At 62.8% G+C, this 24,507-nt stretch carries 21 protein-coding genes; 12 read left to right on the plus strand and 9 right to left on the minus strand.

Features of this window, described 5'->3' with window-relative positions; all coding sequences use genetic code 11:
- Window positions 1-10 precede the first annotated feature (10 nt).
- From A0W34_RS27525 to A0W34_RS27535, 3 genes are read left to right on the plus strand one after another with little or no spacing between them, the layout of a single operon-like run.
- Window positions 11-1,672, plus strand: a complete 1,662-nt coding sequence (locus A0W34_RS27525) for a class I adenylate-forming enzyme family protein (RefSeq protein WP_064687915.1) — start codon at window positions 11-13, stop codon at window positions 1,670-1,672.
- Window positions 1,669-3,414 carry an N-acyl-D-amino-acid deacylase family protein gene (locus A0W34_RS27530; protein ID WP_064687916.1) on the plus strand — a complete coding sequence of 582 codons (1,746 nt, stop codon included), beginning with the start codon at window positions 1,669-1,671 and terminating at the stop codon, window positions 3,412-3,414. The genes A0W34_RS27525 and A0W34_RS27530 overlap by 4 nt, the downstream gene beginning before the upstream one ends.
- Window positions 3,404-4,192, plus strand: coding sequence for an SDR family NAD(P)-dependent oxidoreductase (locus A0W34_RS27535; RefSeq protein WP_064687917.1), 789 nt, complete (start codon window positions 3,404-3,406; stop codon window positions 4,190-4,192). Before A0W34_RS27530 ends, A0W34_RS27535 begins: the two co-directional genes overlap by 11 nt.
- Before the next feature lies 1 nt (window position 4,193).
- Here A0W34_RS27535 and A0W34_RS27540 read toward each other — a convergent pair whose 3' ends face one another.
- The 3 genes from A0W34_RS27540 to A0W34_RS27550 form a co-directional block, all read right to left on the minus strand.
- Window positions 4,194-4,673: a carboxymuconolactone decarboxylase family protein gene (locus tag A0W34_RS27540; RefSeq protein ID WP_003943220.1), complete on the minus strand. Its 480-nt coding sequence runs from the start codon at window positions 4,671-4,673 to the stop codon at window positions 4,194-4,196.
- A complete protein-coding gene (locus A0W34_RS27545; RefSeq protein WP_054826742.1) occupies window positions 4,670-5,794 on the minus strand; it encodes an NAD(P)H-dependent amine dehydrogenase family protein in 1,125 nt (374 codons plus the stop codon). The genes A0W34_RS27540 and A0W34_RS27545 overlap by 4 nt, the downstream gene beginning before the upstream one ends.
- 61 nt (window positions 5,795-5,855) lie before the next feature.
- The gene (locus A0W34_RS27550) at window positions 5,856-6,536 is read right to left on the minus strand and encodes an NUDIX hydrolase (protein WP_064687918.1); all 681 of its coding nucleotides are present in this window, start codon (window positions 6,534-6,536) and stop codon (window positions 5,856-5,858) included.
- A gap of 78 nt (window positions 6,537-6,614) precedes the next feature.
- Between A0W34_RS27550 and A0W34_RS27555 the strand changes: the two genes are divergently transcribed.
- From A0W34_RS27555 to A0W34_RS27580, 6 genes are all read left to right on the plus strand, one after another.
- On the plus strand, window positions 6,615-8,552 hold the full coding sequence (locus A0W34_RS27555; protein WP_081558605.1) for an O-acetyl-ADP-ribose deacetylase: 1,938 nt from the start codon (window positions 6,615-6,617) through the stop codon (window positions 8,550-8,552).
- 269 nt (window positions 8,553-8,821) lie between these two features.
- The gene (locus tag A0W34_RS27560; protein WP_081558606.1) at window positions 8,822-9,964 is read left to right on the plus strand and encodes an Ig-like domain-containing protein; all 1,143 of its coding nucleotides are present in this window, start codon (window positions 8,822-8,824) and stop codon (window positions 9,962-9,964) included.
- A 29-nt stretch (window positions 9,965-9,993) separates the two neighbouring features.
- On the plus strand, window positions 9,994-11,739 hold the full coding sequence (locus A0W34_RS27565) for an Ig-like domain-containing protein (RefSeq protein ID WP_232329944.1): 1,746 nt from the start codon (window positions 9,994-9,996) through the stop codon (window positions 11,737-11,739).
- 104 nt (window positions 11,740-11,843) lie between these two features.
- The gene (locus A0W34_RS27570) at window positions 11,844-13,967 is read left to right on the plus strand and encodes a phosphocholine-specific phospholipase C (protein WP_081558608.1); all 2,124 of its coding nucleotides are present in this window, start codon (window positions 11,844-11,846) and stop codon (window positions 13,965-13,967) included.
- Between the two features lie 80 nt (window positions 13,968-14,047).
- Complete coding sequence (locus A0W34_RS27575) at window positions 14,048-15,517, plus strand: cellulase family glycosylhydrolase (protein ID WP_081558883.1); 1,470 nt, start codon at window positions 14,048-14,050, stop codon at window positions 15,515-15,517.
- 83 nt (window positions 15,518-15,600) lie between these two features.
- Window positions 15,601-16,662: an alpha/beta hydrolase gene (locus A0W34_RS27580; protein WP_081558884.1), complete on the plus strand. Its 1,062-nt coding sequence runs from the start codon at window positions 15,601-15,603 to the stop codon at window positions 16,660-16,662.
- A gap of 8 nt (window positions 16,663-16,670) precedes the next feature.
- Here the strand turns inward: A0W34_RS27580 and A0W34_RS27585 are convergent, their stop codons facing one another.
- Window positions 16,671-16,997 carry a winged helix-turn-helix transcriptional regulator gene (locus A0W34_RS27585; RefSeq protein WP_063315475.1) on the minus strand — a complete coding sequence of 109 codons (327 nt, stop codon included), beginning with the start codon at window positions 16,995-16,997 and terminating at the stop codon, window positions 16,671-16,673.
- A 56-nt stretch (window positions 16,998-17,053) separates the two neighbouring features.
- Between A0W34_RS27585 and A0W34_RS27590 the strand changes: the two genes are divergently transcribed.
- On the plus strand, window positions 17,054-17,938 hold the full coding sequence (locus A0W34_RS27590) for an SDR family oxidoreductase (protein ID WP_042922879.1): 885 nt from the start codon (window positions 17,054-17,056) through the stop codon (window positions 17,936-17,938).
- 61 nt (window positions 17,939-17,999) lie between these two features.
- Here the strand turns inward: A0W34_RS27590 and A0W34_RS33685 are convergent, their stop codons facing one another.
- On the minus strand, window positions 18,000-18,128 hold the full coding sequence (locus tag A0W34_RS33685; protein WP_003943237.1) for a hypothetical protein: 129 nt from the start codon (window positions 18,126-18,128) through the stop codon (window positions 18,000-18,002).
- A 179-nt stretch (window positions 18,129-18,307) separates the two neighbouring features.
- Window positions 18,308-18,880: a TetR/AcrR family transcriptional regulator gene (locus A0W34_RS27595; RefSeq protein ID WP_039973149.1), complete on the minus strand. Its 573-nt coding sequence runs from the start codon at window positions 18,878-18,880 to the stop codon at window positions 18,308-18,310.
- A 53-nt stretch (window positions 18,881-18,933) separates the two neighbouring features.
- On the opposite strand from A0W34_RS27595, the gene A0W34_RS27600 reads away from it, so the two are divergent.
- Window positions 18,934-19,371, plus strand: coding sequence for a DUF2867 domain-containing protein (locus A0W34_RS27600; protein ID WP_007730272.1), 438 nt, complete (start codon window positions 18,934-18,936; stop codon window positions 19,369-19,371).
- Here the strand turns inward: A0W34_RS27600 and A0W34_RS27605 are convergent, their stop codons facing one another.
- Genes A0W34_RS27605 through A0W34_RS27615 form a run of 3 tightly spaced genes read right to left on the minus strand, consistent with a single transcriptional unit; the run spans window position 19,372 to window position 23,270 of the window.
- Window positions 19,372-20,997: a cation:proton antiporter gene (locus A0W34_RS27605; RefSeq protein WP_003943093.1), complete on the minus strand. Its 1,626-nt coding sequence runs from the start codon at window positions 20,995-20,997 to the stop codon at window positions 19,372-19,374.
- A 39-nt stretch (window positions 20,998-21,036) separates the two neighbouring features.
- Window positions 21,037-21,702, minus strand: a complete 666-nt coding sequence (locus A0W34_RS27610; protein WP_003943143.1) for a YoaK family protein — start codon at window positions 21,700-21,702, stop codon at window positions 21,037-21,039.
- 14 nt (window positions 21,703-21,716) lie between these two features.
- The gene (locus tag A0W34_RS27615; RefSeq protein WP_003942885.1) at window positions 21,717-23,270 is read right to left on the minus strand and encodes an MBL fold metallo-hydrolase; all 1,554 of its coding nucleotides are present in this window, start codon (window positions 23,268-23,270) and stop codon (window positions 21,717-21,719) included.
- A gap of 244 nt (window positions 23,271-23,514) precedes the next feature.
- Here A0W34_RS27615 and A0W34_RS27620 point away from each other — a divergent pair, with 244 nt between their 5' ends.
- Window positions 23,515-24,492, plus strand: coding sequence for an ABC transporter substrate-binding protein (locus A0W34_RS27620; protein WP_075834789.1), 978 nt, complete (start codon window positions 23,515-23,517; stop codon window positions 24,490-24,492).
- The last annotated feature ends 15 nt before the right edge of the window (window positions 24,493-24,507 follow it).

Raw genomic sequence — 24,507 nt, forward strand, 5'->3', positions numbered from 1 at the left:
GGCACTTCACGTGACTACTTCCGCTGATACACAAGCATTCATCGCGTCCGTCATGGCTGGGCTGACCGGCCCCGGTGGTCCTTTCGAGATGCAAGTCGAGGATGTACTGGGCAGTTCGATGCCCGTCATGAAGAACCGTGACAAGGCACTCGGCGACGTGCTCGCTGCATCCTTCGACTACGGATCACGCGACTACCTGGTGACCAAGGACCGACGCTTCAGCTACCTCGAGCACGGCGAGGCCGTAGCAGCATTGGCGACGGCGCTGCGCGAGCGGTACGGCGTCCGCAAGGGTGATCGGGTCGGCATACTTGCTGCCAATACGCCGGAATGGGTGATGACCTTCTGGGCGGCTCAGTCCCTCGGTGCCATCGCCGTCGGATTCAACTCGTGGTGGGTGGCCCGCGAGGTGGCGTACGGCATCGATCACACCACCCCCACAGTGGTGATCGCCGACGCCAAACGCGCGCAGATTCTTTCCGAACTGAACACCGATGTTCCCGTACTCACGATGGAAGAAGATCTACCTACCTTGATGGAGAAGTATTCGGGATCGACACTGCCCCGTACTTCCGTCAACGAGGACGATCCGGCCGTCATCCTGTACACGAGCGGAACCAGCGGCCGCCCCAAGGGGGCTGTTCACAGTCACCGAAACGTGTTGGCCGTCATCGACTACCACCGCTACAGCGATCGCCTCGCTGCGGCGTTCACCGGCAAACCCAGCGACGGCCGACCGAGTGACTTGCGGTATCTGCTGACCGCGCCGCTGTTTCACATTGCAAGCCTGCATAACCTGGCGATCCCACGACTCGCGACGGGCGGAGCGGTGGTCATCCATCAGGGCGCCTTCGACGTCGACGAAGTCCTTTCCCTCGTCGAACGCGAGAAGGTCACAAACTGGGCGGTGGTCCCCACCATGGCAACCCGTCTCCTCGAGTACGGCAGTCTCGAGAAGTACGACCTGACCTCACTGAGCGCCTTTGCGCTCGCGTCTGCGCCGTCATCTCCGGCCTTGCAGGACCGACTGCGCGCACGACTGCCTTTTGCGCAGCACACCTTGGTCGACAGCTACGGGCTCACCGAATCCTCCACCGGCATTTCAGTTGCCACACCACCGGAACTTGCCGCGTTCCCCGGAACTCTCGGCCGGCCGATCATCGGGGTGAGCGTGGAGGTGCGCGACCCCTTCGGTGTTGCAGTCCCCGACGGCGAGGAAGGTGAGATCTGTGCGCGCAGCGCCTATGTGATGTTGGGGTACTGGAACGACGAGACCGCGACTGCAGCCGCTATCGGTCCTGATCGATGGCTCCGAACCGGCGACTTCGGAGTATTCGAGGACGGCCGACTCCGCCTGACGGGTCGCCGATCCGACCTGATCCTGCGCGGCGGCGAGAACGTCTACCCTCTCGAAATCGAGCAGACCATCGACGAGCATCCCGCCGTACTCGAATGCGCTGTGATCGGCATTGATTCGGCAGACCTCGGCCAAGAAGTTGCAGCCGTCGTCGTTTTGCGGAGTGAGGGAGCCGCCAGCGAAGAAGAACTACGCGACTACGTCGCCGAACGACTGGCTTACTTCAAGGTGCCGGTGAAGTGGAAACTGAGCACAACTCCTCTGCCCCGCAATGCAACCGGAAAAACGATACGTGCAAAGGTGGTTCTCTCATGACCTACGACGCCGTGATCAACAACGGTCTGTGGTTCGACGGCACCGGGGCCAAACCAGCTGTCCGCAATCTGGGTATCCGCGATGGGTTGGTTACTGCCATCTCCCTCGATCCACTCGACGAAACCGACTGTCCCCGTCTCATCGACGCCAGGCGCAAGTGGGTGATCCCGGGCATCGTGGACATCCACACTCACTACGACGTCGAGATCCTCGAAGGCCCGGCGCTGAGCGAATCTCTCAGACACGGGGTCACGTCGATCTTTGTCGGATCGTGTTCCCTGTCCACCATTCACGCCAGCCCCTCCGACGCGGGTGATCTCTTCGGCAGAGTAGAGGCAATTCCGCGTAAGCACGTCGTCGACGCACTCAACCGTGCCAAGACCTGGAACTCTGCGAGCGAGTATGTTGCTGCACTAGAGGCGCTTCCGCTAGGTCCCAACGTTGCAGCCTTCATCGGACACTCCGATATGCGGGCCGCCGAGATGGGACTGGATCGTGCTACCAGGAAGGACGTCCATCCCACAGACGCCGAACTCGCGTCGATGGAAGCACAGTTGACCGAAGCTCTCGACGCAGGATTCGTCGGGATGTCCAGTCAGCAATTGTTGTTCGACAAACTCGACGGCGAGACCTGCCGCTCACGCACGCTGCCGTCGACGTATGCAACCACGAAAGAACGACGCCGACTCAATGCGATCCTGCGCCGTCGGGGACGGGTATTTCAGGCCGGACCTGACCTCTCCAACCCGATGAGTACCGGAGCGATGGCGTTCTCCAGCGCGGGTATCTGGCGTAAGCGACTCAAGACGAGCATGCTTTCGGCGGCCGACATCAAGTCCAACAAGTTGGCCGTGGTGATACTCGGCCCACTGGCACACTTGGTCAATCGACTCGGCGGCGACCTGCGCTGGCAGCACCTGCCAGTTCCCTTCGAGGTATATGCCGACGGCATCGACCTGGTTGTCTTCGAGGAGTTCGGATCCGGCGCTGCAGCACTGCATCTGACCGACGAGATGGAACGCAACGTCCTCATGCAGAGCGAGGATTACCGTCGACAATTCCGCAAGGACTACGACCAGAAGTTCGGTGTCAAAGTTTGGCATCGCGATTTCTTCGACGCCGAGATCGTGTCCTGCCCCGACGAATCCCTGGTCGGCAAGAGCTTCGGGCAGGTCGGCGTCGAACGTGGCGGCCTCCACCCTGTCGATGCATTCCTGGATCTGGTCCTCGAACACGGCACGAAAGTGCGTTGGCGCACAACCATCTCGAACCACCGGCCGGAGGTTCTGGACAAGTTCGCCCAGGACAATGGTGTCCAACTCGGGTTCTCCGACGCCGGAGCGCATTTGCGCAACATGGCGTTCTACAACTTCGGCTTACGCCTACTACGACGTGTCTACGATGCCCAAAAGGTCGGCCGTCCGTTCATGACCATCGAGGCAGCGGTGCATCGTCTCACCGGTGAACTCGCCGAGTGGTACGACATCGATGCCGGGCACCTTCGATTAGGTGATCGCGCCGACCTGGTTGTGATCGATCCCGCTCATCTCGACGATTCGCTCGACGCGTACGCGGAAAGCCCGGTTGTGGAGTACGACAACCTCTCCCGCATGGTCAATCGCAACGACCAGACCGTCACCGCAGTGTTCGTCGGCGGCGAGTACGTCTTCGGCGACGGAGAAGCAGCACCCGTTCTCGGCAACCGCCGAACCGGAAAGTTCTTGAAAGCAGGTGCCCATTAACACGTCCAGATTTGCCGGGAAAACAGCAGTCGTCACTGGAGCAGCATCAGGTATCGGTGCAGCTATCGCACTAAGGCTTATCGACGAAGGCGCACAGGTAGCTGGAATCGACATCGCTGCAGAGGGTTTGAATGAGATAGCCTCCCAGCACGGCGGGGCCTTCCTCGCCGTTCCCACTGACGTCACCAAGGAATCCGATGTTGCCGAGGCCCTTGCCGCGGCGGCGGCGGAATTCGGCGGTATCGATCTGGCTTTCAACGTTGCCGGTGCGTCGAGGGTGGGGCAGATCGTCGACCTCGACGAGGCCGACTGGGACTTCACCATCGACCTGGTGCAGAAGGGCGTCTTCCTCTGCACCAAACATGAAGCGCGGCATATCCGAGAGCACGGTCGCGGTGGTGCGATAGTCAACGTGTCCTCATTGAACGCGCACGTGCCGAGCCCCTACGGGAGCGCATACGCGACAGGCAAAGCCGGAGTCGAGATGTTCAGCAAGAATGCCGCGATCGAACTGGCTGCGTCGGGGATCCGGGTCAATGCCGTTCTACCCGGCCTGGTCGACACGCCACTGGTCGCGCCGGTCATGAACTACGAACCCGCCCGCGACATGTTTCTCAGCCGAATCCCCATGTCCCGAGCGGCAACTCCCGACGAGATCGCGGGCCCCTGCCTCTATCTCGCCAGCGACGACGCCTCGTACATCACCGGAACCAGTCTGGTCGTCGACGGCGGCTGGGAGGTCTCGAACTACCCGGATCTGACGACGCTGGGCAACTAGTTCAGTTGCCGGGCAACACACATTGAGTATCGAGGCCGAGGACGTGGTTGAGCCTGCCGAAGGCCAACCACGATCCGAGGCACATGCTCAACTCGACGATTTCTCGCTGGGAGTAGTGAGCGGTCATACGTTCCCAGAACTCGTCGTCGAGCCCGTGGTGGTCGAGGGCGTATCTCTCGGCGTATTCGGCAGCGAGGCGCGTCCTGTCGTCGAAGGCATCGGTGGTGCGCCAGTCGGTGACAGACTGATCGAACGTCGACTCCACAGTCTCGCCGTCACGCTCGGTGCGCCAGTCCTGACAGAAGATGCACCCGTTGATCTGAGCGATCCGAAGCCTGGCCGCCTCGAACTCGCGGAGTCCGAGAGTGCCGTCCGTGTAGACCTTTTGGGAGAACCCGGCGGCCGCGGGTCCGATGCCGGGGACCATCTCTCCCCACACGTAGCCGATCGGATTCTTGCCTTCGGGTATGTCGATATTCATGTGAGTACCTCCGAGTTTCGGGCACCGAGCTTGCCGACGCCGGGTGTGAGCGGAACGTCCAGCGCGTCGTAGAGACCGGGTTCAGCCTGACGTAGCCAGGGAATTGCGTTGACGAGACGTCCTACGGCCGTGGCATTTCCACCGGCCGCGCGATTTCCACCTTCATCGGTGGCTTCGACGTTGATCTCGATTCGTGGTCGTCCTTCGACGATCACCTTGTGCGCGCCGTCGCCGCCGTCGGGCGGGAGCGGCCAGTCGCGGGCACAAGACGGATGAATACGCGTGACGTGTTCGATCACGATCAGGGGTTCCCCGCCGACGATTCCCTGAACCTCGAATCGCAGTGCGCCTTGGGTGCCGGCCGCGAACTCCCCCATATGTTCGGTCGACACGGTTTCCTCGAGCGGGCGACGCAGCAAGGTCTCGCGGATCTCGTCGAGTTCCACCCCGAGTGCCCGCGCGATGAGCCGAATCTGCCCGCCCCAGACCATGGTGGGTACGGTCGGCGCGACCATGGGAGGTTCGTAGTCCATCGGCTGACCCATCCCGATCAGGTAGCGGACAGAATCCGGCTGTTCGTAGGTCGTGTAGTCGAAGATTTCCTGACACCGGATCTGGTCGATTGTCCCCGCGAGCCCGCTGACGAGAATCGGCAGGATGTCGTTGCCCCAGCCTGGGTCGATACCGGAGACGAACAGAGCGCCGCCGCCCGCCTTGGCAGCAGCTTCGACGGGATCACGAAGTTCGGGAGGCGCAGATTTCGGGTCGTACAGCGCATATACGGACGGCGTGACCACCACAGCTCCGGCGGCCAGTACCCGCGTGATGTCGGCAACCGCGTCGTCGGGCCGAATGTCGCCGGACGCCGCGTAGACCACCGCGCCGGGAGACGCTGCGAGCACGGCATCGGCGTCGTCGGTAGCCGCGACGCCCAGGTGCACTCCCAGATCGGCGAGGTCACCGGCGTCGCGCCCGACCTTCTCGGGGTTCGCAACGATGACGCCGACAAGTTCGAGGGCCGGATTGGCTGTCACAGCGCGAATCGATGCACGCCCGACGTTGCCGGTACCCCACACGACAGTCGGAATCTTGGACTCGGCTTCATTCGAAACTGCACCCATCAATCGGACATTACCCAGCTCAGCGCGTCAGGTCAGCAGAACTGCAAGAATTCGTTTCACTTCATCCGGTCAAAAATGCCATTGCCTGCGCAGTCAGTGCGCCGTCACCCCGCCTCCGGTACGTCTCGGCGGGTCGGCCGTTACCTGGTCTGCTCATCTCGCCGGTACTTTCGAGCGCGTCGAACACCTGCCGGCGGAAGCTGTCCTTCTGGAACGGACGATCGAAGATCACCTCGTAGAGTCCCCGAAGTTCGGCGACGGTGAACGTCCCGCCCGACAATCCGTCCGGATCCACGTACGACGCATACCTCGTGCGTAGGTCCGTGACCGCGAGTCGCACCATGTCGGCGTGATCGAATGCGAGTCCGCTCACTGCCTCGTCGTCGTACACATCGACGAGAAGCGCCGAATCGGGCAGTACCGATTCCGGTAGGCAAGCCGTGTGTGCGACCGACAAAACCCATCCACGGTCGTCGCGGTCCGGTCGGTCGAAGATCGCCAACTGGTGGAAGCTCGTCTGGGCCAACTCTGCCTTGACCGACAGGGCACGATCGGCTGCGGCCGTGAGCAATTCGCGTTCGTGCAGAAATGTCCCCGGTAGCGCCAGCGCACCGAGACGGTGCCGAACCACCAGAACTTTCAGAGATCCACCGCTGTACGTCAGCACCGCGACGTCCACTGCCACAGACGGACGCGGATAGTCCGTCAATCCCTTGCCGCTCGTGCCTGTCCATTTATTCACCCTTGCATGTTATCTCAAACATGATCTATGGTTAGCGCAAAGTTGATCAAACGATCATCGCGAACCGAAGAGGTGGCTATGAAACTCACCGCACAGCAGTCCGATCGAGCGGCCGGCGTTCTGCTCGGCACCGCAGCAGGAGACGCGCTCGGCGCCGGCTACGAATTCACCTACCCGAAGGCCGAGGTCACGATCGACATGATCGGTGGCGGCCCGTTCGACTGGGCGCCGGGAGAATGGACCGACGACACCTCGATGGCAGTTGCGATCGCCGAGGTGGCCGCTACCGGAATCGACATCGGAAGCGCTGACGGTCTCGATGCCATTGCAGCACAGTTCATCCGGTGGTACGACTCGAAGCCCGCGGACATCGGCAACCAGACGCGAGCAGTGTTGTCCGTCCGCTCCGAAAGCGCAGCGGCGATGGCGGATCGTGCGCGGGCGATCAGCGGCCGCAAAGCCGGCAACGGCTCGCTCATGCGGACTGCTCCCGTCGCCCTCTCCTACTTGGACGATGCAGAAGGTGCCAGGTCGGCAGCGCACCGGATCAGTTCACTCACTCACGACGACCCGCGTGCCGGACAGGCGTGCGAGTTGTGGACCCATGCCATCCGCCATGCCGTTGTCGCCGGCAACTTCGACGGTGTTCGCGGCTTCCTCTCCGTTGCCGATCAGGACGTCGCCGAATACTGGGGCCCGCTGCTCGATCAGGCCGAAACCGGGAACCCGCAGGACTTCTCCAAGAACGGTTGGGTGGTGCATGCACTTCAGACTGTTTGGTGGGCAATCACTTCCACGGACAATGGCGATGCACGCCACCTCCAGTACGCATTGGAAGCAGCAGTAAGAGCCGGCGGGGACACCGACACGACGGCGGCCATCGCGGGTGGCCTCCTCGGCGCCCGCTGGGGAGCGTCGGCGGTTCCCGCCCGTTGGCGCCGAATCATGCATGGCTGGCCGGGATACCGTTCCTCCGATCTGATTCGCCTGGCAATAAAGACTGCTCGCGGCGGTACCGACGACAAGAACGGATGGCCGTCGACGGCAGAACTCGACTACTCGAGGTTTCGCGGAACCCACCACCTGACGACGCACCCGCACGACGACGGCGTCATGCTCGGCGGCGTCGATGCGGTGTCCACTGCAGACTACGACGCCGTGGTCAGCCTGTGCCGCATGGGAACACGACAGGTCGCCCCTGATCACGTCGAGTTCTGGTTGGTCGACGACGGTCACGATTCCAACGCCAACCTCGAGTTCGTTCTCGACGACGCAGCGCGCACCGTCCAGGCGTTGCGGGCCGAGGGAAAGCGCGTACTCCTCCATTGCGTTCAGGCGCACAGTCGCACGCCGTCGGTTGCAGCGCGATACTCGATGTTGATCGGACGTGATCCCTACGACGTACGCTCGGCTATGCCGTGGGCTCGCCCGAAGCGTGAACTCTGGAACACGGCAGTCGGAAACGCGTCCGTCGGACACACAGCCGTCGGATACACAGGAGGATCCATGCCCGCTATTACAGTCGTCGAAGGTGACATCACGACGCTGACCGTCGACGCCATCGTCAATGCGGTCAACTCTAGGCTCCTCGGCGGCGGCGGTGTCGACGGCGCGATCCACCGTGCCGGGGGACCGGAGATCCTGAAGGCTTGCGAGGTATTGCGCAACACCAGCCTTCCCGACGGTCTGCCGGTGGGTGCGGCCGTAGCCACCACCGCCGGAAAGCTGCACGCCAAGGCCGTGATTCACACCGTCGGCCCGAGGTATTCGCGCTCCGAGGACCGTTCCGGTCTGCTTCGGTCGGCATACACCCGCAGCCTCGCCGTGGCCGACTCGATCGGCGCCCGTACCGTCGCCTTTCCGTTGATCTCGGCAGGGGTCTACGGCTGGCCGAAGGAAGATGCCGTCCGACAGGCCGTTTCAGCGATTCGCGCGGCGAAGACCGAGGTCGAGACGGTCACACTGGTCGCATTCAACAAGGAGACGGCAGACCTGATGCGCCGCGCGATCGCCTGACCGTTTACCGGGCCCACTTCACGCCACGTTAAAGCAGTGCAGAGCGGTCGGAGACGTGGAGAAATTTCACCGGTTGGACGTTTGTCCAACAATTTGTCCGAATCGCATATTCTGCGGCTCGCTCTGTGTTCTACTCCTCTCCAGGGTTTGAGCTGGTGGTGAGCAAACGACGAGACGTATTCGATTCTCTGTCAGCTCGAGGCCGGTTCCCGGACCCGGCTTCAAGCCGAGAGCTCGATCTTGTCGAGCGCTACTCAAGGAGAATGTGAATGGTGTCGACGTTGATGCGCCGAGGAGTGGGGGTGGCCGCGTCGTTGACCGGATGCGTTGCCCTCGTGATCGGCGGAGCCGGAGTCTCGTCCGCCGCTGATGTGGACCTTCCGTTCACGGCATCGTGCCACGGGTGGCAGTTCCCCGGACCGATCACGCACAACGAGACGCGTGATTCCGGCGTCACGATCAGTGCGCCGGCCGTGGTCCCGCCGAACTCCACCTTCACATACCGCCTCGCGCCCAAGCCGATGACGGTCCCCAAGGACGGTTACGACCTCAGGTCCGTCGTGAACTGGACGCGTCTCAAGTTCGATTTCGACATCCCTGCATGCACCTCCTACGTGGGGGCGCAGATCGTGGCCGGCACCAGCTCGAATCTGGGTGGGGTCGCCCCGACGATCACGCGGGTGAACGATGCCGGTTCACCCGATCCGAATGGGGCGCATCTTCGTATCTCCGGCAACAACATCACGGCGGGCAACGGACCCAACACCGACGACAACGGCGGCGGCGGAATCGAGGTCGGTGGAGGAAAGACGTTCCAGCTCCCGGCAGTCGACGTCACCGTCACGTCAGGGGCTGTGGGAACCCAGATCAAGCCCATGCTCCGCGTGTCCGACACCAACTCCGGTTCCTACGACAGTGCCGCCAACTACCTGACCTTCCTGCAACAGGAAACCCTGCTCGGCGGCGTCAAATACTGGCTGACCACCAATTGCTCACCACGCGACAATCGTTCGGCCGGATTGAACGCCGGCGGCCGGCCGCTCGCCGTGATCAACGTCGACTCCAGCCTCGCTCAGACACAGACGCGAATCGACGCACCCGGTAAAGCTGTCGTCGGTGACTCCGTGGAATTGACGGCAACGGTCACTCCGTGGCCGTCGGGAGGAACAGTGCAGTTCCGCGACGGAGGGGTTGACCTCGGCGCTCCGGTGGCCGTCGTCAACGGCGTCGCGAAGGCCAACCGCACGATGACAACAGCGGGCGACCACAACATCACGGCGTACTACACGGGATCGGCCGGTTTCATGGAGTCGATGTCGGGCGCCGTGACGATCAACGTCGTCGAACCATCCGAGCCCGAGCCTGGCACCGGTAACCTCGGCAGCCTTGGTACCCCCGGATTCGGGTCGTGAAAACTGTGAACAGAAACCAGGATTCGACGATGAACTCGAAACTCCTACGCGGCTCTGCGATTGCAACCGTCTCGGTACTGGCCGGCGGCTTGTTCTCCATCGTCGGCGGCGGGATCGCCTCGGCTGCCCCCGAGACCAAGAGCGTGGCCTTCACAACTGCATGCCATGTGCGCGAGATGGACGGTGTGGCAAGCCCGATCACGTTCAACGAGACACTCGGCTCGGGAGTCACCATCACCGCGCCGACCACCGCGGCACCAGGTGAGACCGTCACCTACCGCGTGCAGCCGAACGAGATGAAGACAAACAGCGGCGGCCATGCCAGCCGTGGAGTCGTGCATTGGGCCCGGATCAAGTACGACTTCGACATCCCGTCCGGCGTCGAATTCGTGAGTTCCCAGCTTGTGGCGGACAGTGCGTACGGCCTCGGATCCGACAGTGCCACTCCGACAGTCACACGGATCGACGACGGCGGTAATCCATCGGCATCCGGTACGCACCTGCGTATCTCCGGATCGAATCGAACCACCGGAAACGGTCCGTCCTCCGCAGTTCGATCGAGTGACGGCATCATCGTCGGTGCCAACACCAAGTTCCGACTCCCCGCAGTCGACGTCACGGTCAAAGCTGGTGCGGCCGGTACCGAGATCAAGCCTTCGCTGAGGGTTTCCGATCCCGGTTCCGCCAACTACGATGACGACCGAAATGCGCTCACATTCGTCCAGCGCGAAAAGGACGTCTTCGGAGTCAACTACTGGGAGCGCTACAACTGCTCCCCGCGGGACAACAGGAACTCCGGCCTCAACGCCGGCGGGCAGGCCCTGACCACCATCTACGTCAGCCAACCGACAACCACCACAATCCAGATGCCCGGCTCGATCCAAGCCAGCACACCGACCGAGCTTGTCGCAAAGGTGGATCCGGCTCCGGTCAACGGAAACGTGCAGTTCAGGGTGGACGGCGCCGACGTCGGTACACCGGTCACTCCGGGCGCCGACGGCACTGCCCGGCTACCGCATACCTTCTTCACCGCCGGAACCGCGCGGGTCTCCGCAACGTTCCAGGGCGTCAACGGATTCCAGAGTTCCAACTCGACCGAGGCGATGGTGACGGTGACTGCCGCACCTGTCGTCAAGCAGACCGACACGGCCGTGAACGTTCCCACCGATGCTAAGACGGGCGTGTCGGTGTCGCTGAGGGCGCAGGTCACGCCGACACCCACCGGTGGCACTCTCCAGTTCAAGGACGGCGCTGCAGATATCGGCGCTCCGGTCCCGGTGGGCACTGACGGCAAAGCCACTCTGGAACATGCCTTCACTTCGGCTGGATCTCATGCCGTCTCGGCCTACTACTCCGGCGCAACAGGATTCAAGCTGTCGATGGCACCCGCTCAAACGGTCACCGTGTCTGATCCCGCACCGTCCGATGTCACCACCTCGACCTCACTGGCAGCTCCCGCGACGACCAAGCAGAATGTCACGGCAGAACTGTCCGCGACTGTCACCCCCAACCCCGGCGGGGGCTCGGTTCAGTTCTACGACGGCGACCAACCCATCGGACAGCCCGTTGTCGTCGGAGTCGATGGAGTGGCGCGACTGACGCACACTTTCGCATCGACGGGCGATCATCGGATCAAGGCGGCATACGCCGGGCGAAGTGGATTCACACAGTCCGCGTCGGACGAATCCGTCGTCAAGGTTTCTGCTGCGCCTGACGACGGCGGGAACGGCGGTTCGGGCAGCCTCGGTTCACTGGGCGGTCTCTTCGGTTCCTGATCGAATTCTTCTCGACGCTGTTGCCGCTGCACCGATTCGGAGCAGCGGCAGCAGCCTATTGCGGCCGTGGTCATAGAACTGATTGATTTATCGATGGAGCACAAGTGTCCAGGAATTCTCTTTCTCGACGGTCGTTTCTCGCCGCCGGGGTCGGTGCAACTGCAGTCGCCGCTACTTCCCTTCTGCCGCCGTCGCTTCAACGTGTACTGGCGACACCCGCAAACTCCGGCGGGCTCGATTCGATCGAGCATGTAGTCCTCGTCATGCAGGAGAACCGATCTTTCGACCACTACTACGGCGCGCTGAGGGGTGTTCGCGGCTTCGGTGATCCGAATGCGTTGCGTCTACGCAGCGGCCACAGCGTCTTCGAACAACCCGGTCCTACCGGTCCTGTGCTCCCCTTCCCCATCCGCGATTCCGCTGCGGCACAACGCATGGACACCCAGAACGTGACCGGACTCGACCACAGCTGGGCGGGCGGACATGCCGCACTCGCCGACGGCTGGCACGACGGTTGGATCGCGGCAAAAACCAGTACGACAATGGCGTACTACGACCGGCAAGACATCCCGTTCCATTACGAACTGGCGGACGCGTTCACGATCTGCGACGCCTACCACTGCTCCGTACCGACATCGACGAGCCCCAACCGGAACTATTGGGTCTCTGGATACACCGGATACGAGCCACTTTCGCCTAATCCGACCGAGTCGGTCTTGCCTTCGGATCCGCCCGGCCCCGAGGGAAGAGCTGTAACCAATGCGGCCTACAACCCCTGGCACGCCGGCTACGGATGGACGACGGTTCCCGAGCGGTTGCAGTCCGCCGGCATTTCCTGGAAGACCTACCAGGAGTGGGACAACTTCGGAGACAACAACCTCGAATACTTCACTGCCTTCAAGAAAGTGGCGGCAGGACTGCTTGGTCGGCCAAGCCTGCTCCCCTACGAACTGCAGACCTTGGCCGGGTTCTATCTCGCCCTGCCGTCGATGCCGGCGCCGGTCCAGGACGCAGCGGTACTGGCCCTCGAGAATGCTGCAGACCAACTGTCGCCTGCTGATCGCCAACTCTACGATCGCGCACTGTACCGATCCCGGCCCGGCACACTGGCCGCCGAGTTCAGGAAGGACGTCGAGTCGGGCCGACTGCCGCAAGTCAGTTATCTCGTTCCGTCCGAGGTGGATTCGGAGCATCCATCGGGTTCGTCACCTGCGGCGAGCGCAACACTGCTCTATCGAGTACTCGACGCCATCGCGTCCGATCCGGATCTGTGGGCGAAGACGGCCGTGATCGTCAACTTCGACGAGAACGACGGGTACTTCGACCATGTACCGCCACCTCGACCGCCGCGCTCGGTCGAAGCCGAATGGGTCGGCAATCAGCCGCTCGGTCTCGGCCCGCGGGTGCCGATGACGATTATCTCGCCGTGGACTGTTGGCGGTTTCGTTTGTTCACAAGTATTCGACCACACGTCCGTCACGCAGTTCCTGGAGACGCGGTTCGGAATCACGCAAACGGAAATCGACCCGTGGCGACGCACGGTGAGTGGCGACCTGACGTCGGCGTTCGACTTCGCCAACCCGCGTAGCCGGCCGACGTTGGCGCGCCCGCAACCCACACCGCCGCTGGAACCGCGATGGACGCCAACACCTCCCACCGAACAGAGAATGCCCCTGCAGGAAAGCGGCACTCGACCAGCACGGGCCCTTCCCTATCAGCCCGACGCCTACACGACGGTGAACCCGGAAACCGGCTCGTTGACGGTCCATCTGGTCAATGCCGGTGCCGCATCAACTCACCTGGCCTTGTACCCGTACGCAGGTGAGTTCGACGAGCCACGGCATTACGACCTCCTGGGCGAGGTCGATGACACCGTTGCGCTCAGTGATCGCGTCTACAGCCTGACCCTGTTGGGTCCCAATGGTTTCAGGCGCGAGTTCAGTGGAGCTACAGACAGTGCGGCAGCCTCGCTCGACGTCTCGACAACCATCGACGCAGGGACGCGCGCGCTTGTACTGACCGCGAACAATTCCGGAAGTCGTGCACTCTCCGTCGACGTCGACGGAGACCGACGGAAGCTCGCTGCCGGCGCACGCGGCCGGTGGGCGGTTGCGTCGGTGGACGGCTGGTATCAGGCCATCGTGACGGTCGACGAAGATCCTGAATTCAAGCGCGTGCTCGTCGGACACATCGAAAACGGGCGGACCAGTGTAAGCCAACCGACGTGAATCGACACCGAGCGTTCAAGCCCAGGGCCGAATCCCCATTCGGACAAGTCAATCCATCCACACACCCAGAAGGAGTTTCCGTGCGTCGTATCCCGCTCTCAGCACTGATAGTCGCGGGCTCACTGATACTGGGCGGCGGAATTGCCGCGGCTCAGGGCAGCCTGCCCACGTCGGGGAGCGCCGATGGCACGTCGGTGCCACCGTCGTACCTGACCGACGACGCCGGGCGCTCCTTGATCCTGCGAGGGTTCAACACGGCGTCGAGCGCAAAGAGCGCACCCGACGGCATGCCGAAGTTCACCGAAGCCGATCTCGAGCGCGAACATGCCGACATGGGAACAAATTTCGTGCGTTTCCTGATCTCCTGGCGTTCGGTGGAGCCAGAGCCGGGACAGTACGACCAGGAATATCTGGACCGCGTCGAGGACCGAGTCAGCTGGTACGCCGAGCGCGGCTACAAGGTCATGCTCGACATGCATCAGGACGTCTACTCCGGCGCGATCACACCAGAGGGCAACAGTGGCAACGGCGCCGGCAACATCGGCAACGGCGCGCCGGCCTGGGCGACCTACATGGACGGCCTTCCAGTCAGCCCTCAAGACCGGTGGGAGCTGTACTACGTCCAACCCGGTGTGATGCGTGCATTCGACAACTTCTGGAACACCACCGGCCAACATCCCGAACTGGTCGAGCACTACGCGAACGCCTGGCAGGTGGTGGCCGAACGTTTTGCAGGCAATGACACCGTCGTGGCATACGACCTGATGAACGAGCCGTGGGGCGGTTCCCTCCAAGGCCCCGCCTTCGAAGGTGGGCCCCTCGCTGCCCTGTATCAGCGAACCACCAACGCCATCAGGGAAGTTGATCAGGACAGCTGGGTGTGTGTGGCCCCGCAGGCCGTCGGCGTCAACCAAGGTGTCCCCAGCGGGCTCACGAAGATCAACGACCCACGAGCCGGCGAACAGCGAATCGCCTACTGCCCACACCTGTACCCGCTGCCCCTCGACCTCGGTGACGGATACTCCGGTCTCTCACGCACACTCACCGACGCGACCATCGACACCTGGCGCGACAGCGTCGAACACATCGCAGGCAACGTACTCGGCGGCGTTCCGATCATTCTCGGCGAATTCGGGCTCGACACAACACTGCCCGGCGCAACCGACTACATCGACCGCGTCTACACGACCGCCCGAGAACTCGGCGCGGGTGTCTCCTACTGGTCCAGTGATCCAGGTCCTTGGGGCCCGTACCTGCCGGACGGATCGCAGACACTCCTCGTCGACACCCTGAACAAGCCGTATCCGCGTGCCGTCGCGGGCACACCCACCGAATGGTCCTCGACCGTTGACCGCCTTCAGCTGACGTTCACCCCGAACCCCGCGGTAACGGCACCGACCGAGATCTACCTACCCGAAAGCGGCTTTCCCGGCGGCGTCGACGTCGCGGGCGCCGACATCGTGAACTGGAACCCCCAAAGCCGTCTTCTCACAGTGGAAACCGCGGACGACGCGGGCCCCGTCACAGTCACGGTGACGCCGGCAAGCTGATCGCGAGCGCCGAGATTCCTGGATATTTGTCCGGTTCTTTCGTAACGTACAAGCGACGGGTGATCGGCCGACGGAAGGCGAGTATGTCCACGGAGAAGATGTCTGTCCAAGATCGTTTTGCGCGGGTGGTGCTCGATGTCGTCGGCGCCTTACCGACCGGCGCGCAGCGCATTCTCGGTGGCAAGCCGAAGGAGATCGACGGGCAGACTCTGCACCCCGAGATCCAGCTTGCGCTGAGATTGCTCTCAGCGGTCGAAGGTACGAGCTTCGAGCATCTTCCGGTCGAAGAGGGACGGGCTCAGATCGACGCCGAATCGCGACTGTTCGGCGGTACGCCCATCGACATCGAGACGGTACGTGACCTCGAGATCCCGGCCGGGGATCACGCGATTCCGGCTCGGCTGTATCGCCCGGCCGGAGTCTCAACGCCCGCTCCACTTTTGGTGTACTTCCACGGCGGCGGGTTCGTCCTCGGCAGCCTCGAGAGCGGCGACAGTGTGTGCCGCTTCCTGGCCCGCCACGGCGAGATCAGTGTGCTGTCGGTGGACTACCGGTTAGCACCGGAGTTCCCCTTCCCCGCCGGGGTCGATGACGCCGTCGCCGCATTCCGGTACTGCGTCGAACATGCCACAGATCTGGGAGCAGATCCGAAATCCATTGCGGTAGGCGGAGACAGCGCGGGTGGGAACTTGGCTGCCGTCGTCGCGCAGTCCACGATCGAAGACGACGTCAAGCCCGCATTTCAGCTACTCTTCTTTCCCTGGGTGGACCTTTCGTCGAAGCGCCCTTCGCACAAGATGTTCGGCACCGACTTCTTTCTCACCGACGCCCAACTCGACTGGTATGCGGCCCATTACCTGTCGGGCGGCGCTTCGGCCCTCGACCCGCGAGTCTCCCCGCTGCTCACTCCGGACCTGGCCGGCCTACCGCCCGCGTACGTTGCCGTCGCCGGTTTCGACCCACTACGCGACGAGGGTGAGGAATACGCGAACAGGCTGCGAGAGGCCGGAGTCCCGGTTGCACTCAGGCGTCACAATGGATTGATCCATGCCTTCGTCAACACCACCGGTGTCGGCCATACCGGTCAAGATGCGATGTTCGAGGCCTGCGGCGCTCTGCGGGTTGGACTTTCGGGCCCGCACTGAGGGCAGGGTCACGAAACGGGGAGTGCCAGATCCGCCCACTCGACCATCGCTTCGAGCACGGAGCGCAGTTCCATCCCCGTCGCGGTGAGTTCGTACTCCACTCGCGGCGGCACCTCGGCGTAGGCAGTCCGGGTCACCAGATCGAACTCCTCGAATCGCTTGAGTCTGGTGGACAGTGTCCTGGGACTGATGCCGGGCAATGCGCGTCGTAGTTCCGTGAAGCGCATCGGGCCGTGCGTGAGCTCACGAACGATCAGCGTTGCCCACGGTCCGTCCAGAACCAGCAGAAAGCGCGCGACGCCGCACTCCGGAAGCACGTGACCTGATTCACTCATCGATTCCCCATTAGTTCACTTGAAGTAACTGGTTCCCAATCTGAACTATAGGCGTCATGACTTACACAGTGCATGGCGCCACCGGCGCACAGGGTTCTCCCGTTCTCGCGGGATTGGTCGCGGCTCTCGCCGGATCGACAGGTGCCGAAGTCCGAGCAATCACCCGCAACCCTGACCAGACGTTCGAGGGTGCGAACACCGTCGTCGCGGACAATGCGTCAGCCGACTCTCTCGCCGACGCTTATCGCGGGGTAGACGGGGTGTTCTTCCACCTGCCACTCGCCGGCGACACCGAGACGCTAGCTGGTTACGCCCACAACGTTCTGGCAGCAGCAAGAGTGACAGGTCCTTCGCGGTTCGTGATCTCTACCAGCGGCACGGTGACCGGCGACGCTACTTCGCCGCTTGCCGGTCCCAACACACCCGTTCTCTCCGAGCTCGTCGACGGACTCCGCGCCGAAGGTATCGCGGTGACCGTCCTGACCCCGCGTTTGTTCCTCGAGAATCTTCTTCTGCCCACCGTGCTGTCGGGGGTGAAAGACGAAGGGGTCCTGCGTTACCCACTACGTGCCGATCTCGCGGTCGCATGGAGTTCACATCTCGACGTCGCTGATGCAGCCGTTGCGGCCCTGACTCTCGACGTAGCACCGGACGCGGTCGACATCGGACAGATTCCGGCGATCACCGGCATCGAACTGGCCGAGGCATTCGCCGAACACTTCTCGCGCGCGGTAACTTTCGAAGCCGTGACGCCCGACGCCTTCGGTGCGTCGATTGCGCCGATCATCGGAGCGGGCGCAGCAGCCGGGGTTTCCCAGCTCTACACGGGGCTCGAATCTGCCGACAGCGTCGCGTTCGACTCCGCGACGGGTTCTGCCGTTGCCTTGGGCATCGTCGCCCGCAGCCCCCGGGCCTGGCTGGTAGATCTCGGAGTGAACTGACCGGAACAACGCAAACGGCCGGCTCCGCGAAGTATCGCGTGGAGCCGGCCGATTTCCGGGGTTACCGGTGCGTGCGGGTCTTCAACTGGCGGTTCAGCTGCCGACTCCCGAAGTCCAGACCGGCACCGTCACTGGTGGCCAGCACGGTGAGTCCAGCGGCGACCAGCAACGAAATAAGCACAACGCTCATGGTGAGTCACCTTTCTTCCTGTCGTGAAACGGTTTTGCGCCTCCGGGAAATGTCGACATATCCGGCACCCCACTTCAGCTGACCTCAAAGTATCTGTAACTGTGGGTTACGCGCAATGTGTGGTCCCTCACCTGAAAGCGCAGGGTGATGCGCAGATCACGCTGCGTTCGACGGCGAACTTACCTGGCCAGAACCATGTTCACGAACTCGTCGGCGAGCGCCTGAGCGTCCGCACCGCTGCCAGGAACCACATCGGGCGCACTGTGTACCAATTGCATCTGGCCCAGGTACATCGAATAGGCAAGTACGCCACGATGTTCCGCTTTCTGCCTGTCCATCCCCAGATCGACCAACAACGTCACGATGTAGGTAACTCGACGCTCGGTGACACGTCGAACCGCCGCCGAAACCAAAGGATGGCCGATCCCGGCAAGCAGTTCCAACTCCGCACGGCGACCGGCCAATCCGGTCGTGACCGAATCCACCAGACGACGCAACCTCACCTCCGCCGGTTCACCAGAGGACTCGACGGAGGAGATCAGTCTCTCGGTTGCCAAAACTTCCCACCGGCCGAGCGCAGCTTGCAGCAATTCGTCGCGGTTGGCGAAGTGCCAATAAAAGGAACCCTTGGTCGATCCGAGCGTGCGCGCCACCTTTTCGACTGCAACTGCATCAGGCCCATGGCTTGTCAGAGCCTGGAAAGCTGCATCGATCCACTGGTCGCGAGAGAGTCGGGCGCGGGCATTCGGCACCTCCGTACGGTACCGTATGGGTAAGTTCCATACGGCACCGTACGGAGGACGAAATGACACTCGCTTTCAAGGCAATGCCTGCACCGGACTGGGCAGAAGCCACCACGATCACCATCCCGTCTGTTCCGACCCATACATCCGAGGAGTGGGCGCAGGCAGTCTTCGACGTCAGGAATGTCCCCGCACCCGTCCTCGCGATGTTCTGGCTCAGGGAGCGGATAGTCGGACTGCTCGGCATCGCCAAGGGACGCCCCGACACCTTTGCCGTCGACAAGATCGCCGACGGCGAGGCCCTCATCGAAGCGGACGAGAAACACCTACGATTCGTCGCCTCGGTTCAGGCCGACAACGACGCCGGCCTCCTGCACGTCGTCACCGCCGTGGAGCTGAAGAACCGCGCGGGCCGAATCTACTTCGCACCCGTTCAGGTACTGCACGGCGTGATCACGCGGGCAATGATGACGTCCGCTCGAAAGAGACTGTGCACGTGATCAACCGTCCGGACCGCCCTTGAGTTCGAGGCTGATCTGATCGGCATCCAGCGCGGCAAGTGCCGATCCGAGCATCCGTGCGTCGAACACGCCATCGTCACGTGCGTCGAGCAGTGCCTGACGCTGCGCGTCGATCACGTCGAGGCGGATCCTCTTCTTCGACCGACCCTCTGGCGGAACGACACTCGCAGCAGCATCTTCGAGGAGGTCGAGCAACCTGCGATGCTCGTCTAGTTCGGATTCGGTGAGGTCCTGCGCTGCCGGACCGGTCGCCACTACGACGCGCTTCAACGTTCCTCCCTGAAGGATCAACGAGCCTGCTGCCACCAGGAACGCAACCAAGATCAGGAGCGATCGACTCGGGGTGTCTTCCGGCAGAGTCTGCGCTGCAGCCAGAGTGACCGCCCCGCGCATGCCGGCCCAGATGACGATCGTGCCTTCACGCCATCCCAACGGCGCAGCAAGGTAGTAGTCGATATCGGCAACCGTCCGCCGAACCCGAACCTTGAACCTTTCCATCTGATTCGCCGAAGGTGCCCGGCGCCTGCTGCGTCGTTCGTCTGGCGGGTAATCCTCGGGATTGTCGAGGCGATTCGCGATGTCGGAGAGTCTGGGTTTCATGCGTTCACGAAAATTCGCCCGCGCTTGGAGCGCTCGCAGGAGCGGGGCCACGTACAGAGCCCGCACCAAGATCGTGAGGAACAGTGCACCCGCCGCCACGAAGACCGCCGTGGATATGCCCTCGTGGTCGACCCGGACATCGTCGACTATCGACGAGAGTTCAAGGCCCATCACCAGGAAGATCGCACCTTCGAGGACCAATTCGACTGTGCGCCAGTTCTGGGAGTCGGACAACCGGTGTCGCGGTGACAGCTTCCGAGGAGCGTCGTAGCCGGTGACGAGCCCGGCCACGACGGCAGCAACCAACCCTGACGCACCCAACTCTTCGGCGGGGATCGCCGCCAGAAACGGCACCGTGAACGAGATGACCGTGTTGACCGTCGAATCGGTGACACGGGCGCGAACCATCAGGTTGACCTTGCCGACGACAACTCCGATGACCGCGGCCACGACGACGGCAAAAGCGAACTTGCCCAACACACTCCACAGCGACACCGATGCGGCGGCCCCGGCGATGGCAGTACGCAACAGGACCAGAGCGGTGGCGTCGTTGAGCAGGCTTTCGCCTTCGAGGATCGACACCACCCGCGGCGAGACCGGGAGTTTCTTGACGATGGACGTCGCGACGGCATCCGTCGGGCTCACGATCGCACCGAGTGCAATGCCCCACCAGATACCGAGTCCTGGTATCACCCAGGAGAAGAACACACCGAGAACAAGCGCACTCACGACCACGAGCAGAACGGAAAGCCCACCGATGGCACCGAACTCACGCCGAAACTCCATCGACGGCATCGAGACCGAGGCGGAGTACAGCAGTGGCGGAAGCACGCCTGCCAGAATCCATTCCGGGTCGATGTCCACTGCTGGGACAAATGGTAGGAGGCTGACAACGATCCCGGCCATCACCAGAATCAACGGTGCTGCGACTCCGATCCGCGCTCCGAGCGTCGAGGCCGCGACGATTCCGAGCAGTCCGAGCACCACGATGATCAGAGCATCCACTGCTTCCCCCTGTACCCCCGGATTTGTGTCTGGCTCTTTCTACACCTTTGCCGGAGACGGGGGCGAGACCTGCCAGGCAACGGCGATCAGAACAACCGTGAACGCCGATGCGGGCCACAGAGCGTGAAGACCGATCCACCGATGAACGAGCGCACCGACCACCGCGCCCGCGATCAACCCCGCGCACATCCCGAAGTGCTGCAGCCACGCCCACTTCGGGCCACCCAGAAAGGCTCCGGTCAGACGCTGGCCCATCTTGACCAGCGCACCGGTCATGTACGTGACACCGATCGTCACCTCGCCGTCGCGCTGGAACACCGAGTTGACGGCTCCCATCGCCAAGGCCATCGCCGAGATCGCGCCGGGGGTGACGTCGAGGCTGCTCATCACCGAACCGATGGACAGCAGCCCGGCTACAACCGCGAGCACCGTGACCTTGCGAGCCCGGACCGAATAGCGCTCCGTGAAGTGGGTGACGACGGTTCCCAGCGCGATTCCCAGGAGGAAGAGCACGATGATTCCGCCGGCAACTCTCGCGGTCGACCACACCCCGTCGGCAAATGCGACGCTCGCCTGCGTCATGTTGCCGCTCATGAACGAAACGAAAGGCCCACCGAGCGTGATGAATCCGAGCGCGTCGACGTAACCGGCCAACCCGGCGAGCGCTGTCGCCAGGCCGATCAGCGACCTGCTGTATCCCGTCACCCGACGAGCTCGGTTCAGCTCAGCTTGCTGGTGCGCAGCTCGTGGCCCTTGGACGTCTTGCAGCGGCCGGTCTCGAGATCCCACTGCCAGCCGTGCAGATCGCAGGTGAGGTTGGTGCCGTCGACAACACCGAACTTCGACAGGTCCGCCTTGAGGTGGGGGCAACGACGCTGAATCTCGTACCCGCCCAACTCGATAGACGCGCTGTCGTCGTGGGCCTCGGCGAACCAGCCGTCGGCGTACGCGATGCGCTCGTCGGTGAGGCACTTGAAGAACGTGTAGAGGAATTCGTTGTACCCACCGATGCGCCACGCCGTGAAGCGTGTCGACAGGAAGATGGTGTTGACCCAGTCGGGCTCGTCGTCGCGCAGAACGGTGCGAACCAGTTCGGGAGCGATGCGGAAGCCGTAGCGGTACTTGCCTTCTCCGTCGATGGGCTCACGAACGATCCGCTTCGGGAAGTCGAGGACGACCGTCTCCTCTCCCATCACGAGTCCGACGGGGTAGCCGATTCCGTCGCAGATCAGATCGGACTGAGCCATGATCGGCTCGAACTTGGCCTTGAGACCGTCGAGCAGCGGCTCGCCTTCGGCCGGAGCCCACGTGGCCTTCTGCGCGGCGATGACCGGTGCCATCTTCTGCGCCATCTTCTCGATGTACTCGGCCTTGTTGGAGAAGATCTTGTCGACGTCTGCGTCCGGGATGGGATGCGTCAGCGCGACCTTCTCGCTTCCGCGAAGTTCGACGGCCGAGCCGGGGATCATCAGCAGACCACGATCGTTGCCGTTGATGCGCATCTGCTCGAGGAACGTGATCTGGTCGGGGAAGATGTTTCCCTCGTCGCCGTGATCGTCGTTGAGGTAACGCAGGTCGTCGTCGAGGAAGACCGGCGGGCCGGCCGACGGGACAACCCAGGCAGCGTCGACCTGGGAGATGTAGTTGCGGCAGCGGTCCATGCCGCGCTGACGCTTCTGCTTGCCGAAGTTGCGCTTGGTGCCCTTCGGGATGTCGTAGACCATCGGGTACCAGATCGCGCCCGAGTACTGCAGCAGATGGATGTCGACCTTCCCGAAGGCGTCGGTCAGCGGGTCCAGGTCGACGGGCCTGGCGTCGTTCATGTTGAAACAGGTGGTTTCCCCGTCCGAGACGACGAGGCCCGAGTCACCGATCGGACCGTCCGCGGGAGCGCGCAGAGCGATGATCATGATGTCGAGATCGCCCTTGGGACCGCTGACGGTGTGCTTGACGGAGTCTTCCGTCTCGAAGAACTTGTGGAAGCCGAGCTTCTCGAGTTCACGCTTGAGGTCCGGCACCGGGTAATCGGGGAGCAGGACTGTGGCGTCCTTGTTGACGTGCGCGATCAGATTCTTCGGATCGAAGTGGTCCTTGTGCAGGTGCGAGACGTAAAGGTAGTCGCAGTTGCCCAGCGCGTCCCAGTCCAACTCTGTGTTGTCGGGGAACGGCACCCAGGACGCAAAATACGTCGGGGTCACCCATGGATCACACAGGATGGATCCGGCCTCGGTCTGGATGTGAAATCCTGCGTGGCCGACGCTGGTGATCTGCATTGCAACCTCCGAAATCGTACTGCTGGTCAACTCAGCATAGTCGGCGCGATCAGGGCCAAATCGCGATCGAGGAGGCGGCCGGTTGTGACGTCATGCACGTCAGAGGTCGAAAGTGGGTTGTGAATCAGACCTGCCGGTGACGCGGACAACACTCTCTGTGCTGGCGTGTTCGCCGTATTTCTTGGCGTTCGCGGGAGCTGTTTCAGCATTCCCGAAGACAGCCCCTAAGGCTAACCTAACAAGCATGACTCGACTCCTTTCTCCCTCCACGACCGATCGCGACTACTGGGCGATCGTGGACAACCTGACGCGACGCGGTTTCTTCGGCGTCGGCGCGGGCGTCGCTGCGGCCGCGTTACTCGCCGCCTGCAGCAGCACGGAAAGTTCGACGCCCGACAACGCGGAGACCTTCGAGTTCACGCGCGGCGACGAGAAGCTGATCATTCCGACGGACCCGCAGAACGTCGTTGCCCTCGATCCACGGGACGGCCTCGAATTGTCGATCCTCGCCGGATACCCGGTGACCGCCTACCCGACCGGCGCCGCCGAACACCTGCGCCGTGAGGTCCCGGATGCCACGGGTGTCGAGATCTTCGCCGAAGGTGCTTCCGATCCCAACTTCGAATACATCTCGACCCTCGGCGCAGACCTTCTCGTCCTCAGCGCAGGCTGGTGGGACACCGGGTCGTACGGCAACGACCGGATGCAGCAGATCGCACCGGTCCTGCCCGTCGGCAAGGACTTCACCCCGGAATGGCGGAAGGTCATGTCGGACTTCCTCACCGGCATCGGGCGCAGCGATCGCGCCGAAGAAGTACTCGCCGAGTACGACGCCCATGTAGCTCAGGTCCGCCCGACCGTCGAACCGCTGATGGCCGGCAAGAAGGTTGCCTTCGTCGCCGCCGCGGAGGATCAGATCGCGTGGTTCCAGAACGATTTCCGCACCGCCGTCGCCGAGGACCTGGGATTCGAGGTGCTCCGTGAAGGCCCCGACCTTCGCGTGATGCTCGGGTCGGAGCAGTTCAACCGTCTCGAAGAAGCCGACGTCATCTTCGCCTTGGATCGCAGCGCCTCCGGCAGCGTGTACACCTCGCCGACGTGGCAGCGTCTGCCCGCCGCGCAGGCTGGTCGAGTGATTCCCTTCGACTACTACAAGGCCGCGGGATACGCCTTGACCGCCAAGGTTCTCGTCGACGACTTGGCGGCCGGGGTCAAGCGGTAGAACCTGTCCTTCGTC

The organism is Rhodococcus sp. BH4 (assembly GCF_002079265.1).
GTDB lineage: Bacteria > Actinomycetota > Actinomycetes > Mycobacteriales > Mycobacteriaceae > Rhodococcus_F > Rhodococcus_F qingshengii.

Bases quoted from the DNA above. Each gene is read 5' to 3' on its own strand.
- A0W34_RS27530 (WP_064687916.1), top strand. From the start codon at position 1,669: ATGACCTACGACGCCGTGATCAACAACGGTCTGTGGTTCGACGGCACC.
- A0W34_RS27540 (WP_003943220.1), bottom strand. From the start codon at position 4,673: ATGAATATCGACATACCCGAAGGCAAGAATCCGATCGGCTACGTGTGG.
- A0W34_RS27545 (WP_054826742.1), bottom strand. From the start codon at position 5,794: ATGGGTGCAGTTTCGAATGAAGCCGAGTCCAAGATTCCGACTGTCGTG.
- A0W34_RS27555 (WP_081558605.1), top strand. From the start codon at position 6,615: ATGAAACTCACCGCACAGCAGTCCGATCGAGCGGCCGGCGTTCTGCTC.
- A0W34_RS27560 (WP_081558606.1), top strand. From the start codon at position 8,822: ATGGTGTCGACGTTGATGCGCCGAGGAGTGGGGGTGGCCGCGTCGTTG.
- A0W34_RS27565 (WP_232329944.1), top strand. From the start codon at position 9,994: ATGAACTCGAAACTCCTACGCGGCTCTGCGATTGCAACCGTCTCGGTA.
- A0W34_RS27580 (WP_081558884.1), top strand. From the start codon at position 15,601: ATGTCCACGGAGAAGATGTCTGTCCAAGATCGTTTTGCGCGGGTGGTG.
- A0W34_RS27585 (WP_063315475.1), bottom strand. From the start codon at position 16,997: ATGAGTGAATCAGGTCACGTGCTTCCGGAGTGCGGCGTCGCGCGCTTT.
- A0W34_RS27590 (WP_042922879.1), top strand. From the start codon at position 17,054: ATGACTTACACAGTGCATGGCGCCACCGGCGCACAGGGTTCTCCCGTT.
- A0W34_RS33685 (WP_003943237.1), bottom strand. From the start codon at position 18,128: ATGAGCGTTGTGCTTATTTCGTTGCTGGTCGCCGCTGGACTCACCGTG.
- A0W34_RS27600 (WP_007730272.1), top strand. From the start codon at position 18,934: ATGACACTCGCTTTCAAGGCAATGCCTGCACCGGACTGGGCAGAAGCC.
- A0W34_RS27615 (WP_003942885.1), bottom strand. From the start codon at position 23,270: ATGCAGATCACCAGCGTCGGCCACGCAGGATTTCACATCCAGACCGAG.
- A0W34_RS27620 (WP_075834789.1), top strand. From the start codon at position 23,515: ATGACTCGACTCCTTTCTCCCTCCACGACCGATCGCGACTACTGGGCG.